15 protein-coding genes are annotated in these 14086 nt (G+C 72.2%); 5 read left to right on the forward strand and 10 right to left on the reverse strand.

The window, feature by feature from the left end; translation table 11 throughout:
* From AB0B89_RS07185 to AB0B89_RS07205, 5 genes are all read right to left on the reverse strand, one after another.
* Nucleotides 1-1821: phosphatidylglycerol lysyltransferase domain-containing protein (locus tag AB0B89_RS07185; RefSeq protein WP_358549417.1), on the reverse strand; the 1821-nt coding region annotated here is incomplete at its 3' end.
* 137 nt (nt 1822-1958) lie between these two features.
* Nucleotides 1959-2519, reverse strand: a complete 561-nt coding sequence (locus AB0B89_RS07190) for a hypothetical protein (protein WP_358549419.1) — start codon at nt 2517-2519, stop codon at nt 1959-1961.
* Nucleotides 2520-3428, reverse strand: a complete 909-nt coding sequence (htpX, locus tag AB0B89_RS07195) for a zinc metalloprotease HtpX (protein WP_358549421.1) — start codon at nt 3426-3428, stop codon at nt 2520-2522.
* Nucleotides 3429-3437: 9 nt separating this feature from the next.
* The gene (locus AB0B89_RS07200) at nt 3438-3716 is read right to left on the reverse strand and encodes a hypothetical protein (RefSeq protein WP_358549423.1); all 279 of its coding nucleotides are present in this window, start codon (nt 3714-3716) and stop codon (nt 3438-3440) included.
* Nucleotides 3713-4534, reverse strand: coding sequence for a PspA/IM30 family protein (locus AB0B89_RS07205; protein WP_358549425.1), 822 nt, complete (start codon nt 4532-4534; stop codon nt 3713-3715). Before AB0B89_RS07205 ends, AB0B89_RS07200 begins: the two co-directional genes overlap by 4 nt.
* Nucleotides 4535-4793: 259 nt before the next feature.
* On the opposite strand from AB0B89_RS07205, the gene AB0B89_RS07210 reads away from it, so the two are divergent.
* Complete coding sequence (locus AB0B89_RS07210; RefSeq protein WP_358549428.1) at nt 4794-5390, forward strand: DUF3043 domain-containing protein; 597 nt, start codon at nt 4794-4796, stop codon at nt 5388-5390.
* A 4-nt stretch (nt 5391-5394) separates the two neighbouring features.
* On the opposite strand, the gene AB0B89_RS07215 is transcribed toward AB0B89_RS07210, so the two are convergent.
* Nucleotides 5395-6531 (reverse strand): SMI1/KNR4 family protein, encoded by a 1137-nt coding sequence (locus AB0B89_RS07215; RefSeq protein ID WP_358549431.1) that lies wholly within the window; start codon nt 6529-6531, stop codon nt 5395-5397.
* A 56-nt stretch (nt 6532-6587) separates the two neighbouring features.
* On the opposite strand from AB0B89_RS07215, the gene AB0B89_RS07220 reads away from it, so the two are divergent.
* The gene (locus tag AB0B89_RS07220) at nt 6588-7586 is read left to right on the forward strand and encodes an aldo/keto reductase family protein (RefSeq protein ID WP_358549434.1); all 999 of its coding nucleotides are present in this window, start codon (nt 6588-6590) and stop codon (nt 7584-7586) included.
* Between the two features lie 110 nt (nt 7587-7696).
* Here AB0B89_RS07220 and AB0B89_RS07225 read toward each other — a convergent pair whose 3' ends face one another.
* A complete protein-coding gene (locus AB0B89_RS07225) occupies nt 7697-7903 on the reverse strand; it encodes a hypothetical protein (protein ID WP_358549436.1) in 207 nt (68 codons plus the stop codon).
* Nucleotides 7904-8160: 257 nt separating this feature from the next.
* Here AB0B89_RS07225 and AB0B89_RS07230 point away from each other — a divergent pair, with 257 nt between their 5' ends.
* Together AB0B89_RS07230 and AB0B89_RS07235 are read left to right on the forward strand one after the other, a co-directional pair.
* On the forward strand, nt 8161-9264 hold the full coding sequence (locus tag AB0B89_RS07230) for a bifunctional adenosylcobinamide kinase/adenosylcobinamide-phosphate guanylyltransferase (protein WP_358549438.1): 1104 nt from the start codon (nt 8161-8163) through the stop codon (nt 9262-9264).
* 1 nt (nt 9265) lies between these two features.
* Nucleotides 9266-10036, forward strand: coding sequence for an adenosylcobinamide-GDP ribazoletransferase (locus AB0B89_RS07235; protein WP_358549441.1), 771 nt, complete (start codon nt 9266-9268; stop codon nt 10034-10036).
* Between the two features lie 31 nt (nt 10037-10067).
* Here the strand turns inward: AB0B89_RS07235 and AB0B89_RS07240 are convergent, their stop codons facing one another.
* Genes AB0B89_RS07240 through AB0B89_RS07250 form a run of 3 tightly spaced genes read right to left on the reverse strand, consistent with a single transcriptional unit; the run spans nt 10068 to nt 12376 of the window.
* Complete coding sequence (locus AB0B89_RS07240; RefSeq protein WP_358549443.1) at nt 10068-11000, reverse strand: CPBP family intramembrane glutamic endopeptidase; 933 nt, start codon at nt 10998-11000, stop codon at nt 10068-10070.
* Between the two features lie 54 nt (nt 11001-11054).
* A complete protein-coding gene (locus tag AB0B89_RS07245; RefSeq protein ID WP_358549446.1) occupies nt 11055-12032 on the reverse strand; it encodes a DUF1648 domain-containing protein in 978 nt (325 codons plus the stop codon).
* Entirely contained in the window at nt 12029-12376 is a 348-nt protein-coding gene (locus AB0B89_RS07250; RefSeq protein ID WP_358549449.1) for a GntR family transcriptional regulator, read from the reverse strand. The genes AB0B89_RS07245 and AB0B89_RS07250 overlap by 4 nt, the downstream gene beginning before the upstream one ends.
* A gap of 109 nt (nt 12377-12485) precedes the next feature.
* Here AB0B89_RS07250 and AB0B89_RS07255 point away from each other — a divergent pair, with 109 nt between their 5' ends.
* Nucleotides 12486-14024 (forward strand): leucyl aminopeptidase, encoded by a 1539-nt coding sequence (locus AB0B89_RS07255; RefSeq protein ID WP_358549451.1) that lies wholly within the window; start codon nt 12486-12488, stop codon nt 14022-14024.
* Nucleotides 14025-14086: the final 62 nt, after the last annotated feature.

Consider the following 14086-nt stretch of genomic DNA (forward strand, 5'->3'; position numbering starts at 1 on the left):
GGGGGGGCGGGGGGGGGCGGTGGGGCGCGCCCCACCGCCGCGGACGCCCCTGCGGAACAGGGTCGAAAGGCTCGGCACGGCCAGGAAGCCCTCGGCGATCACCGAGGCCAGCCCCACCTTGGGCAGGTCGCGCGTGTCGTCGAAGGCGAGGAAGCGCGGCACCCACCGGGGGCGGTACTTGGCGTTCGCCCGGTACAGCGACTCCAGTTGCCACCACCGGGAGAAGAACACCAGCGTGCACCGCCACAGGCGCAGCACCGGTCCCGCGCCGAGCCTCGCGCCGCCTTCGAAGACCGACCGGAACATGGCGAAGTTGAGCGAGATCTCCTTCACCCCGAGCTCCCCCGCCTGGGCGACCAGCCCGGCGACCATGAACTCCATCAACCCGTTGTCGGAGTCGCGGTCGCGCCGCATGAGGTCGAGCGACAGGCCGTCGTCGCCCCACGGCACGAACGACAGCAGGGCCGCCGGCTTCCCGTCGGCGTCCCTGGCCTCCACCAGGACGCAGGAGCCGTCCGCCGGGTCGCCGAGCCGCCCGAGCGCCATCGAGAACCCCCGCTCGGTCTCGGTGTCGCGCCAGGCGGTGGCACGCTCGATGATGTGGCGCATCTCCTCCTGGGACAGATCGGCGTGCCTGCGGATCCGCAGGGTGAACCCGGCGCGCTTCACGCGGTTGACCGCCTGGCGCACCCCGCGCATCTCCCTGCCCTCAAGGCCGAACGACCCGACCTCGATGACCGCCTCGTCCCCGAGCTCCAGGACGCGCAGCCCCGCACGCGCGTACGCGTGGGCCGCCGCCTCGCTCGGGCCGATGGCCGCGGGCGCCCAGCCGTAGCGGCGGGCCTCGTCCATCCACGCCCGGATCGCCGGCCCCCAGGCCTCCACGTCGCCGATGGGGTCTCCCCCGGCCAGGCAGACCCCCGCCACCACGCGGTACGAGACCGCCGCCTTGCCGCTCGGGGAGAAGATGGCGGCGCGGTCGCGGCGGGTGGCGAAGTAGCCGAGCGAGTCGCGCGAGCCGTACGCCTCGACCAGCGCCCTGATCCGCTCCTCGCTCTCGGGGGGCAGCTCCGCCCTGGCCCGCTGGGAGCGGAACAGCACGGCGAAGGCGACCAGAACCGCGACGGCGCTGAGCAGGCCGATGACGAAGTTCACCCACCCCGGCGGGCGCCCGGACCGGTAGAGGTCCAGGGTCGCCGCCCCGCCGAGCGCCCTTTCCAGAGCCCAGGGCAGGTGGTCGCGCGTCTTCAGGGTGTCGGGGAAGATCGTCACCAGGACGTACCCCACCGCGAAGGAGACCGCGAGCAGCGACCCGAGCGTGACCAGCGCCTTCCTGAACGACGCGCGCCGCGTGGGGGCGAAGAACTCGTCGTGCGCCGCGGCGAGGATCCCGAGGACGACGGCCGACAGCACGAGGTTGCCCTCGGAGGCGACCACCTGGCGGGTCAGGGCGAACTCCTCGACCAGGTCCGGCATCAGCGACGACGACAGCACGACGGCCAGGTTCCCGAGGACGAGCAGCACGAAGATGGTCATGAGGACCCAGTACGCCGCCCGCTTGTGACGCGCGAGGGCCCCGGCGAGGATCCCGAGGAACACCGCGTAGCCGAGGTTCGGCTCGACGGGGAAGACCGCCATCTCGATGAAGGCGGTGACGGGCCTGAGCAGGTGCCGTATGGGCGGGACCACGGCGATCACCGCCGAGTACACGGCGGCCACCGCCATGCACACCGACATCACCCGCGGCACGACGGCCCGGAAACGGCCCCCGCCCTCGGACTCTCCGGCCGCTCTGACACGGTCGTGCTCGGTCACTGCCACCCTGTTTCCCCCCGGAGATGGCTGAACTTCCGGGTGGTATACCCGTCCATTCGCATACCTAAGGGCGAGAACGACCGCAGTGATCGTCTTCGTACGGCCTGCGGGGACGGGCGGACGACGGCGGACCGCCGGAACCGTCAGAGGCCGGGGGCTCCCCAGAGGGGGAACCAGCGGGACAGATCGGGTTCGATCGGCAGCTCACCGCCGAGGGCCCCGCGGACCTGAAGCTCCAGCGCGTTGTCACGGCGCTGCCCGGGAAGCGGGGCGAAGGGGTAGAAAGTGCCCTGCTTGTAGAGGTAGACGACGGCCAGCGGCCGGTCCGACCGGTCCTTGAAGGTCACCAGCGAGCACAGCAGCGACGGCCCGAAGCCCGCCCCCTCCAGCGAGGAGTTGACGCCGTGCAGGTCGGTGACCAGGCTGCTGAGGTCGTCCGGCGGCCTTCTCACCAGCAGCCACGTGTAGCCGTAGGAGTCGTTCGACTGCTCGATCTGGGCGTCGCCGAGCAGCGCCTCGATGTCCTGTTCCAGGGTGGCGAAGGCGCCGCCCTCGGCGGCGCGGAAGCAGACCGAGCCGAGCCCGGTCGGCGCGAAGCCGGTCGCCGCCTGGAGCGTCACCGCCGCCGAGGGCAGCGCGAACAACGTGTCCAGGTTCGGCTTGGCGGGCTTGCTGCGCCCGAGCAGCGCGTCCAGCCAGCCCACTCAGGCCCCCCGGCCGAGCTGGGAGGCGATGCGGTTGAGCTGCTCCAGCCTGCGCTCCAGCGGCGGGTGGGTGGCGAACAGGGTCGCGAGGCTCGCCCCGGTGCGGCCGGACAGCGCGGGAGCGAAGAAGAAGGCGTTGAACGGCTGCGCCTCGCGCAGGTCGCGCGTGGGGATGCGGGACATCTCGCCCGTCACCTTGACCAGCGCGCTCGCGAGGGCGGATGGCCGCTGGGTGAGCAGGGCGCCGGCCCGGTCGGCCGACAGCTCGCGGTAGCGCGACAGCGCGCGGGTGAGCAGGAAGCTGATCGCGTACACCACCAGCGAGACCAGCATGATGATGAGCCCGATCGGCGGGCCGTTGTTGTTGCCCCGGTCGCGGCCGAGCCCCGAGTACAGCGCGAAGCGGGTCATCAGGCCCGCGACGATTCCGAGGAAGGACGCGATGGTCATCACGGCGACGTCGCGGTGCGCGACGTGGGACATCTCGTGGGCGACGACGCCTTCGAGCTCCAGCGGGTCGAGCCGTCGCAGCAGGCCCGTGGTGACGCAGACCACGGAGTTCTTCTGGTTCCGGCCGGTGGCGAAGGCGTTGGGGACGTCGCTGTCGGCGATCGCCACGCGGGGCTTCGGTGAGTCGGCCAGGACGCTCAGCCTGTCGATCAGGCCGTGGAGCTCCGGTGCCTCCTGCGGGGAGACCTCCTTCCCGTGCATCGCGAACAGCGCGATCTTGTCGGAGAAGAAGTACTGCACCAGCAGGAGGCCCCCGGCGAGGACGAGCACGACGATCGCCTGGACACCCATGGCGATCAGCACGCCGACGAAAGCGACGTACAGCAAGCCGAGCAGGAACATGGTCACGACCATGCGCACGGTGAGACCCCGGTCGGGGGCGTACCGGGTTTGTGTCATATATCCAAACTAGCCTGGTATAAGCCCTGAATCGCCAAGCATGCCCCTGACTTCGTCGATCGAAGCGTCGGCCGGGGGCAAAATCAGCTCCGAAGGCTCCAGGGCGTCGTCGGGCAGCGGCTTGCCGATCTGCCGCACCTTGTCGAGCAGCGCGTGGAGCTTCGAGCGGAACTGGGCCTCGTCGTCGGTCTCGATCGCGGCCTCTAGCTCACTGTCGAGGGTGTTGAGCACGTCGATGTCGCCTTCGGCGATCTCACACTGGCCCTCACCCATGATTCGGACGATCACAGGCCCTCCCCCGGCTGACGGTACTGCTGGGTCGGCTGCGAGTGCTGCTGCGGAGCGGCCTGCGGAGCAGACTGCTGCCCCGGCTGGCCGGCCTCGATCGCGTCGCGCGGCGCCGGGCCCTGGCCCAGCTCGGCCTTCATGCGGGCGAGCTCCAGCTCCACGTCGCTGCCGCCGCCCATGCGGTCGAGCTCGGCCTGGATGTCGTCGGGACGCGAGCCGCTGAAGTCGTCGAGCGCGCCGCTGGCGAGCAGTTCGTCGATCGCTCCCGCGCGCGCCTGCATCTGGGCGGTCTTGTCCTCGGCGCGCTGGATCGCGAGACCCACGTCGCCCATCTCCTCGGAGATGCCGGAGAATGCCTCGTTGATGCGCGTCTGCGCCTCGGCCGCGGTGTAGGTGGCCTTGATGGTCTCCTTCTTGTGGCGGAAGGAGTCGACCTTGGCCTGGAGGCGCTGGCTCGCGAGGGTGAGCTTCTCCTCCTCGCCCTGCAGGTTGTTGTGCTGCGTCCGCAGGTCGGCGATCTGGGTGTTCAGCGAGGACCGCCGGCTCAGCGCCTCACGGGCGAGGTCCTCACGTCCCACGCTGAGGGCCTTGCGGCCCTGGTCCTCAAGTTTGCTCGCCTGCTGCTGGATCTGGTTGATCTGCAGCTCAACCCGCTTGCGCGAGGTGGCGACGTCGGCCACGCCCCGGCGAACCTTCTGCAACAGCTCAAGCTGCCGCTGATAGGAGTAGTCGAGGGTCTCGCGCGGATCTTCCATCTTGTCCAAGGCCTTGTTGGCCTTGGACTTGAAGATCAAGGAAAGTCTCTTCATCACGCTCATGCGCGTTGGCCGTCCCCTTCTTGGTAGTGCTGTGCCTATGCTCCCGCTGGCTGCGACGCTCGCTGGCCGTATGCTCGCTGCGCTGGCATTCATGCTCCCTTGCGCCGACTCGCGACTCCACAGGCTGCTCACTCATCGTCAGCCCCCGATTATCGCGGCAAAGTCGCTCAGGTCCACCCTACGCATAACGCACGAGGGCGTCATTAAGTTGCACCGCCGGTAGGCTGACGTCGTGTTCCGACGTCGTACGCAGGCCCCCGTGGATGACTCTCCCTCCTCGTCTTCCGAGACGCAGGCCAAAAGCATGGGAAAGGGCCGCCCTACCCCCAAGCGCCGCGAGGCCCAAGGCCGCCGCCGCCAGCCGGTGACCGCCCCCACCAACCGCAAAGAGGCCTACAAGCAGGCTCGCGAACGCCAGGCCGCCGAGCGGATCCGCGCGCGCGAGGGCATGCTGAAGGGCGAGGAACGTTACCTGCCCGCCCGCGACCGGGGGCCGGCGCGCAAGCTCGCCCGCGACTGGGTCGACTCCCGGCGGACCATCAGCCAGTTCTTCCTCCCCGTCTCGCTGGTCCTGCTGGTCGTCCTGTGGACGATCCCCATGTTCGGCGGGCAGACCGGCATGCTCCTCTACTCCTACGCGATCACGATCCTGTGGCCGCTGATGATCGTCGCGGTGGCGGGCAGCTCGTTCTTCGTGGCCCAGCGGGTCAAGAAGGAGGCGGCCAAGCGGTTCCCCGACGAGAACCTCAAGGGCGTCGGCTTCTACGCCGCCATGCGGGCGATGCAGATCCGCCGCCTGCGCTTCCCGCCGCCCATGCTGCTCCCGGGCGGCAAGCCCGTCCCGCCGAAGAGGTGACCCGTCACCGGGCCGGGGTCCAGAGCACCCGGCCCGCGCTCACCTCGGGGCGCAGGCCCCGCAGCGGGCGCCCGGTTTCCAGGGAGCGCGCCGTGTCCCTGAGCAACGCGTAGTACGACGACCAGCCGATCTCCGTGGCTGGCATGAGGCCGCCCCCGGCGAGGACCCCGACGCCGCCGTGCCCGGGGTCGGCCTCCAGTCCCGGCCCTCCCTCGACGCCGGCGAAGAGGATCAGGCGGCGGTTCACAGTGCCGGGCCTGCCCTCGGCGCACAGCGCGCGCCAAGCGTCGCGGATCTCCCGCACGCCCAGGGCCCGTACGCCCGCGGTGCCCGCGCCGGGGAACGCGAAGCCGGGGGTGCGGGAGCCGTTGTGGCGGAGCAGCGACGCACGCAGGCTGGCGGGGAGGTCCACCCCCATCTGCGCCTCCGCGAGCGCGACGACCCGGGCGCTCGCGGGAGGCCGGAGCTCGCCGTAGGTGACGGGCGCGTGGACCCTGAGCCATCTCTCGATCCGCCGCCACTGGTGAACGACCGGCCTGGTCACCCGGGGGCCGGCCTCCCGTACGACGATCGGCCGCCTACCGGGACGACAGGCGGGATCCGGCGAGGGCGGGAGATCCCCGGGGAACGCGACATGGTCGGGTGAGGACCCGGCGGAGGGGTCCGCCGACGGTCCCGCCGCGAAGCCGGCGCCCCGGCCCGGCTCCACGTACGGCACGAGCGGGCCGCCCCCGCCGACGAGGAAACCGCCCTCACCTGGCCCCAGGTACGGCGCGAAGTGGCCGGTGAAGACGACGACACAGGCGGCGGCCACGTACCCCCACCTCCCGATCGGCCTCGCCCGGTCCGGGTCGTAACGCCTCAGGTCGGCGGCCGAGGGACGGCCGAGCACCGGTTCGGGCGGCACGGCCTCCTGTACGGGCTCGCGCGGCGCCGGGCCGGGGGCGGACGCGAGCCCGACCGGAGAACCCGGAGCGGATGACCGCCTGATCGACGGAGCCGGGGCGGACGCGAGGCGGGCAGGCGGGGCGCCGCGCCGCGAGAGGGCGCGCCAGGCCCACACCACCGTCCCCGCCGCCATGCCCGCGGCGGTCACCGCGAGCGCCAGCCTGAGAACCCTCGAAGTGATCAGCCGCCGCACGCCGGGCAGACTATCCCGAATCAGATCACCGGAAGGCGCCGGTTAGGGTCGGTCGCATGCAATTCCGTCATCTTGGCCGCAGCGGTCTCAAGGTCAGCGAGATCAGCTACGGCAACTGGATCACCCATGGTTCCCAGGTCGAGGAGGACGCCGCCAAGGAGTGCGTGAGCGCCGCCCTCGACGAGGGGATCACCACCTTCGACACCGCCGACGTCTACGCGGGCACCCGGGCCGAGGAGGTCCTCGGCCGCGCGCTGAAGGGCGTCCGCCGCGAGTCCCTGGAGATCTTCACGAAGGTCTACTGGCCGACCGGACCCGGGCAGAACGACCGTGGCCTGTCGCGCAAGCACATCACCGAGAGCGTCAACGGCTCGCTGCGCCGCCTGGGAACCGACTATGTCGACCTCTACCAGGCGCACCGGTACGACTACGAGACGCCGCTCGAAGAGACGCTGAAGACCTTCGACGACCTCGTGCGCCAGGGGAAGGTCCTCTACGTGGGCGTCAGCGAGTGGAAGGCCTCGCAGATCGCCGACGCGCTCAGGATCGCCGACGAGATGGGCTTCGACCGCCTGGTCTCCAACCAGCCCCAGTACTCCATGCTGTGGCGCGTCATCGAGTCCGAGGTCGTGCCGCTGTGCGAGAAGGAGGGGGTCGGGCAGATCGTGTGGTCCCCCATCGCGCAGGGCGTGCTCACCGGGAAGTACCTCCCCGGGCAGGCGCCGCCCTCGGGATCGCGGGCCACCGACCCGACCGGGTCGGGCTTCATCTCCCGCATGCTCGACGACGACCTGCTCACGCGGGTGCAGGACCTCAAGCCGATCGCGGCCGACCTCGGGCTGACGATGGCGCAGCTGGCGGTGGCGTGGGTGCTGCACAACCCCAACGTCTCGTCGGCCATCGTCGGGGCCACGAGGCCGGAGCAGGTGCGTGACAACGTCAAGGCGTCCGGGGTGAGGCTCGACGCCGACGTCCTCGCCAAGATCGACGACGCGCTCGGCCCGGTCGTGGTGCGGGACCCCGCCCTGACCGAGAGCCCGGCGGCACGGCCCTAGCGGCGGTGGCGTTAAGGGCGCGACCGTAAAGGCTCACGGGCCCCTTGCGTTCCCGGTCACTTGACAACATTCGTCACATCGGCCACAGGAATAGCCAAGGGGCCCGGCCATCACTCGGCACGCAAGGACATCCCGCCGTACTCGACCTTGTCGTCTTCCAGCAGCGAGACCTGCTCGATGCCGGAATTCAGAAGGGTTCGCCAGTTTTCTCCGAGCCATGACTCCGCGTCGGCCTGACTTGGAAAGATCTCGCGCGGAAGCGGGCCGTCCGTAACCTCACCACCATTAGCATTTTCATATCGCCAGCGCCAAGTCATGCCATACGCTCCTTTTCACGGGGTTTGCCCAATGCCTTCAACAGGCTGAGCAGACCCTATCTCCTGGAGTGTGCCGCAGATCTTGCCGTGAGGGCGTCGGGACAGGCCAGCCGGGCCAGGAGAACCACCGGGACGAGCCGAACCGCGAGACCCATCGAGGATGGAGGCCAACTCATGCCGCCCACGTTCCGTCTCCCGGCGCCCGCCGGACCCGGACTCGCGACGGCGGCCGAGCCCCCCTCCCCGGTCAGGGCGTAGTGAAGGTTCTGCTCTCCGGCACGGCCGGCCCCTATGGGTGGCCCGAGCCCGCGTGCGGCTGCGCCTCCTGCGGCAGGCTGTCCCCCGGCCACCGCCGTCCCACCGCCGTCGTGCTGGACGACGTCGTACGGCTCTCGCCGCCCGCAGGTCTCCCCCTCGCGCCTCCGGCGTCGCTCCCCAAGGGCTACCGGATGATCGTCACGCCCGACGGGTACGCGATGAGCGGCCCCGACCGCGGCCGGGTCCTGCACGCCGTCTCGCCGGACGACCACTGCGGGTCCCCCTCGCCGAGCTGGGCGGAGGAGGCCTACGACCTCGTGCTCATCGACCTTCTCGACCATCCCGAGCGTTTGGGCGACCTGCGGCGGCGCGGGCTCGTCACCGCGCGGACGCACGTCGTGGCGGTCCACCTCGACCACCGCCTTCCCTCCGAGGCCGAGCTGGACAGGCGCCTTTCGTACTGGGGTGCGCAGATGGTCGACGACGGCACGATCCTCGACACGCGCCTGCCCGCGCCCGCACGGGCGCTCGCGCCGAGACGGGTGCTGGTCCTCGGAGGCGCCCGCTCGGGCAAGTCGACCGAGGCGGAGATGCGGCTGATCGCCGAGCCGGACGTCACCTATGTCGCCACCGGGCCGACCGGCGGGAGGGACGCCGACTGGCTCGCCCGCGTCCGCGCCCACCGGCTGCGCCGCCCGCCGTACTGGACGACCATCGAGACCACCGAGCTTGAGGCGCTGCTGAGGTCGGAGACGGGGCCGCTGCTCGTCGACGGCATCGGCACCTGGCTGGCGGCGGTGTTCGACGGGTGCGGGGCGTGGGGGGATCCCGCCTACGACCGTCCCCGGGGACGCAAGCCCGGCCGGTTCGGCACGGCCCTGGACGCGGTGGCGGCGCGCTGCGACGACCTGGTCGCCGCCTGGCGGCAGACCCGGGCCCAGGTGGTGGCGGTCAGCGACGAGGTGGGCCTCAGCGTGGTGCCCGCGACGGCCAGCGGGCGCGTGTTCCGCGACGCGCTCGGCCGCCTCAACCAGCGTCTCGCCGCGGAGTCGGAAGAGGCCGTCCTCGTCGTGGCCGGCCGCGTCGTCCCCCTTCCGGTCTGACATGGCCGCGTCCGAAGTCCCCGAATCGCCGGTCGCCGCGGGGCTGCGCCTGGCCGTCGGCACGCTCACCGTCTGCCCGGCGGGCGTGCCCCGCGTCGACCGCACGACGGCCGGCTGGGCCATGACGCTGGCGCCGCTGGTCGGCCTCGCCCTCGGCCTGGTGGCGGCGGCCGTCATGGCCGCCGCCGCGTTCCTGGTCTCTCCGCTGCTCGCGGCGGCCCTGGCCCTCGGCTCCCTCGCCGTGCTGACGCGGGGCCTGCACCTGGACGGCCTCGCCGACCTGGCGGACGGCCTCGGCAGCGGCAAGCCGGCCGAGCAGGCGCTGGACATCATGAAGCGCTCCGACATCGGGCCGTTCGGCGTGGTGACGCTCGTCTTCACGCTGCTGGTGCAGGCCACGGCGGCCTCCGAGGCCGGTCCGGCCTCGCTGGTCCTCGCGTGCGTCACGGGAAGGCTCGCGCTCACCTGGGCCTGCGTGGCGGGGGTGCCTTCCGCGCGGCCCGGGGGGCTCGGCGCCATGGTGGCCGGGACGGTACGGCCGAGCACGGCGATCATCGCGACCGTGCCGGTCGCCGCCGGGGCCCTGGTCCTCGGCCTGGCGGCCGGCGGGCCGGTCACCTACCCTCTGGCGCTCGCGGCCGGGCTCGGCGCGGCCTGGGCGACGCGCGTACACGCCACCCGGCGGCTCGGAGGGATCACCGGGGACGTCCTCGGCGCCCTTGCCGAGATCGCCACCGCCACCGCCCTGGTCGTGTGCGCGGCGGCGCCCTGACCCTCACCCCCGGCCGGCGGGCCCCCTTGGCTCACCCCTGGACGGCGGGCCCTGTTGGCTCACCCTGGACGGGCGTCGGACGCGCGGGCGGCCGGCCCGTCCTCAGCACGAACGCGGCGACGACGGCGAGCAGGGCCCAGCCGACCAGGCCGGTGACGCCGGCCACGGCCAGGTTCGGAGGATGTGCCGCGTCTCCCAGCAGGAGCGGCAGGCCGGCCAGGGCGTTCAGCACGCCGTGCCCGGCGACGGCGGGCCACACGCTGCCGGAGGCCAGGCGGAGCCGTCCGAGGAAGATGCCGAAGAGCACGCAGAACCCGACGAACATGACGGCCGCCCAGGCCCCGAGCTGGGGATAGTTGTAGCCGCGCAGGGTCAGGGGCGCGTGCCAGAGTCCCCAGATCACGCCGGACGCCACCAGCGCCTTGGTGGCGCCGAGGGGCATGAGCCTCGGCAGCAGCCATCCGCGCCAGCCGTACTCCTCCCCGAGCGCAGGGATCGCGTTGATCACCGGGCCCATGATGAGACCCTGGGCGAGCTGGATGACGGCGAGCGTGTGCGGGTCGAGGGGAAGCGAGGCGCCCCGGCCCAGCGACGCGATCTGCGCACGGAACAGACTGAGCCCGGCCAGGTCCACGCTGAGCAGGCCGGTCGCCACACTGATCGCGGTGGCGAGGACGGTGAGCAGCACGGTGCCGGCCCAGGCGACGGCGATGTACTTCCAGGCGCGGCCCGGGCGTCCTCCGAAGGTGAGGCCGGTCCGCCCGGCCCATTCCCGGAAGGGCACCTCCCGGTGGCGGAGCCGCCACACGGTCAGCACGGCGATCGCGGGCGTGAACATCATGGCCAGACCGGTCACCGTGACCAGGCCGGAGCCACCCGAGAGCCACAACGGCACAGCGAACAGCCAGGAAAGCCCGAAGGCGACCAGCAGGAACACGGCGAGATCGCCAGGACGACGGGACATGGGACACCTCGGGGGCAGAGTGCTGGTGGGCGGGGCGGGGTTGAGGGCTTCGCGTCAGGGCGCCGACTCGGCGATGAGGGCGTTCAGCAGGGCGGCGCCGCGAGCCGCGTCGTCGACGGTGATTCCCAGCTCGCCGCCGGAGGGGTAGCGCACGACGAGGCACTCGCCGCCGCGGATCATGATCGTGGCGCTGCCCGGAAGCCCGCGCAGCCCCCAGCCGCCGACCTGCAGCGGGCTCCGCTCCTCGGCCCTCGCGCTCTGGATCTTTCGGAGGGCGAGTTTGCGGCTCGGCCAGCGGAACGGGCCGAAGGAGATGACGACGCCCTTGTCGCTCACCCTGACGCCGACCGTGGACAGCGCCAGCCCGAGGACGCCGGCGACCGCCAGCGAGCCGGCCGTGGCCCGCAGGCCGCCGATCCCGACGGTGAGGCTGGACAGGGAGAGCACCAGGGCCGCCACCAGGGCCGCGACCCCCAGCCCCGCCACCCAGGAGTTCGACGCCGAGGACGTCCACACCACCCGCTGGCCCGGCCGCAGCCGCATCCTGGCCTGCTTCACCGGCTCCCGGGCGTACGGCTCGTCCGGGCCTGGCGAGGCGGCCAGCCAGCCGAGCGCGCCGGCGGCGACCGCGCCGCCGAGGGCGAGCAGGACCTGCCAGTCGAGCCGTCCGGCGGCCTGCCAGCCGGGGCGGTCGAGGTTGGCGGCGAGCGTCATGCCCTGCAGGGCCACCACGAAGGCGCCCGCTCCGCCCAGCATGGCCCCGGCCGCCTTCCGTGGCGCCCTGTGCCGGACGGCGTCCCGGCGCAGGGCCGCGTACCACGCGACCCCGGCCAGCAGCGCCCAGACGCCCAGCTCCATCAGGAGCGCCTGCCAGAAGGACATGGCGCCGTCCGCCTCGCCCGAGGGGCCCCAGTGCGTGGCGAGCGGATCGGGCAGCCGGTCGCGCAGCACGAGGGGGAGGGCGACCAGGGCACCGGTGACCGCCACGACCCACGCGCCGGCCGCCAGGAGGAACCGCGACCGGTGGCTCATGACAACTCCTTGATGATCTCTATGACGTCCTCGGGGCGGAAGCCGTACCGATCCGCCTCTTCGAGCAACTCGCGCGACCTGCGCAGGAGGACCTCTCGCCCGTCGGGGGGCCGGAGCACCGACACCCCGCGGCCCCGGCGGAACTCCAGGACCCCCTCGTCCCTCAGGTCGCGAAGGGCCCGCAGCACCGTGTTGGCGTTCACGCCGAGGGCGGCGGCGAGATCGCGGGCGGAGGGCAGCCGCTGCCCTGGAAGCACCGATCCGGAGGCGACGGCGTGCCTGACCGCCCCGGCCACCTGCTCGTGGAGCGGCCGTGGATCGTTCAGATCGAGTGTGAGCAACATGATGCTAGTTACATTAGTACCATTCGCACCGATCCGCGCGATGGTGCCAGGTCGGCTAGCATCATGAGCGTTCACGCAGGTGAGGAATTCGTAGGACGAACCCTCGTTTATGCGTACGCGGGAAGCACGGCTAGCATCGGCCTTCGTGACGACAGTGCGACTTAACGCTTTTGACTTGGGGTCGGTGGTGACCGACGCCCTCGTAGTCGGAATCAACGCCTCCCCCGACGGCCCCCGCCCCGCGCCCGGCGCCGAAGCCCTCGACACCGCGCTCACCGGCGGGCTCTCCGCGACTCTGCGCGCGCTCGGCTTCTCCGGCAAGGCCGGCGAGATCGCCAAGTTCCCGACCTTCGGCGCGGTCTCCGCGCCCGTGGCCGTCGCCGTGGGCCTCGGAGACGCTCCCGCGCAGGACGGCGCGTACGACCTGGAGGTCCTGCGCCGTGCCGCCGGTGTCGCCGCCCGCTCCCTGGCCGGCACGGCCCGCGCCGCCCTCGCGCTGCCCGCGGCGACGCCTGAGCAGGCCGAGGCCGTGGCCCTGGGCGGCCTGCTCGGCGCCTACGACTTCACCAGGTACCGCACGGGGGGCGACGCCAAGCCGCAGCTCACCGAGCTCGTCGTGCTGAGCGACGCGTCCGGCGCCGAGGAGTCCGTGAGCCGGGCCGCGACGCTGGCCGAGTCCGTCACGCTCGTCCGCGACCTGGTGAACACGCCCCCGTCCGACCTCCCGCCGGCCCGCTTCGCGGAGATCGCCGAGGAGGCCGGCGCCAAGGCCGGGTTGTCGGTCGAGGTCCTCGACGAGGTCGCGCTCAAGGACGGCGGCTACGGAGGCATCGTGGGGGTCGGGCAGGGCTCGGCCAACCCGCCCCGGCTCGTGCGCCTGGGCTACACCCACCCCGAGGCCGAGACCACCCTGGCGTTCGTCGGCAAGGGCATCACCTTCGACTCCGGCGGCCTGTCGCTCAAGCCGTCCGCGTCCATGGCCTGGATGAAGTCCGACATGGGCGGCGCAGGCGCGGTGTTCGGCGCGATGCTGGCCATCGCCAGGCTGGGCCTTCGCGTCAACGCCGTGGGCTATCTCTGCCTGGCCGAGAACATGCCGAGCGGCACCGCCCAGCGCCCCTCCGACGTGCTCACCACCTACTCGGGCAAGACCGTCGAGGTGCTCGACACCGACGCCGAGGGCCGGCTGGTCCTGGTCGACGGCATCGCCCGCGCGGGCGAGGACGGCCCCGACGTCATCGTCGACGTGGCGACCCTCACCGGCGGGCAGATCGTCGCCCTCGGATGGCGCACCTGCGGCGTCATGGCCTCCGACGACGAACTGCGCGAGGAGGTCGTCGACGTGGCCGTGGCGCAGGGCGAGGCCGCCTGGGGCATGCCGCTTCCCGAGGAGCTCCGCAAGGGCCTCGACTCCCCGATCGCCGACATCGCCAACCTCAACCCGGAGCGCTCAGGCAGCATGCTGGCCGCCGGCATCTTCCTGCGCGAGTTCGTCCCCGAGGGCGTGCGCTGGGCCCACCTCGACATCGCGGGACCGGCCTTCAACAAGGACGCGCCGCACGGGTACACCCCCAAGGGCGGCACCGGCATGACCACCCGCACCCTGATCGCGCTGGCCGAGCGCTACCAGGCGGCCCGCGAGGCATGATGAGCGCAGGACGCGACCGGCCGTGAGGCCCGGGCCGCCGACCGGCGGCCAAGCGCGTCACA

The sequence above is a fragment of the Sphaerisporangium sp. NPDC049002 genome, assembly GCF_040649355.1.
Lineage (GTDB): Bacteria > Actinomycetota > Actinomycetes > Streptosporangiales > Streptosporangiaceae > Sphaerisporangium.